Source organism: Acinetobacter sp. 1566109 (assembly GCF_000582255.1).
Classification (GTDB): domain Bacteria; phylum Pseudomonadota; class Gammaproteobacteria; order Pseudomonadales; family Moraxellaceae; genus Acinetobacter; species Acinetobacter nosocomialis.
Window position 1 is genome coordinate 1 of sequence record NZ_JEYB01000237.1, and the last position, 415, is coordinate 415.

At 43.9% G+C, this 415-nt stretch carries 1 pseudogene; it reads right to left on the reverse strand.

From position 1 onward, the window contains the following. Window positions 1–415: pseudogene (locus J582_RS25605) on the reverse strand (hypothetical protein); the annotation flags it as partial.

Consider the following 415-nt stretch of genomic DNA (forward strand, 5'->3'; position numbering starts at 1 on the left):
CAGGCTGTATTTGTAGGTATTCGTCGCCGCATCATAGGTTGCTGTTGTATTTGTACCATTTGCAAAGTTAACAGTTTCTCCCAGCTGTACGTTGTCTGCTGGAGTTACACCATTCACTGCAAAATTCAAACCTTTATCTGCCTGAGTCTTCGCATTAGTCGCGGTGTTATTTACCTGTTGAATTGCATCGTGAACCGTATTGGCTCCTGTAACTCCGCCAATATTGGTTGAAGTTAAATTGCCGGTTGCATCAATCTGTGTGCTGCTCCCCAACACATTCTTCACATTGTTTTGTGCTGTATATAGCTGACTGCCATTCACGGCATCTGTAGATGTTGAATTGACATCCCCAGCTTTAACATTGGTGATCTTCTGATTGCCTGCATTGATCCCTGTTTTGCTGATGCTTGGACTG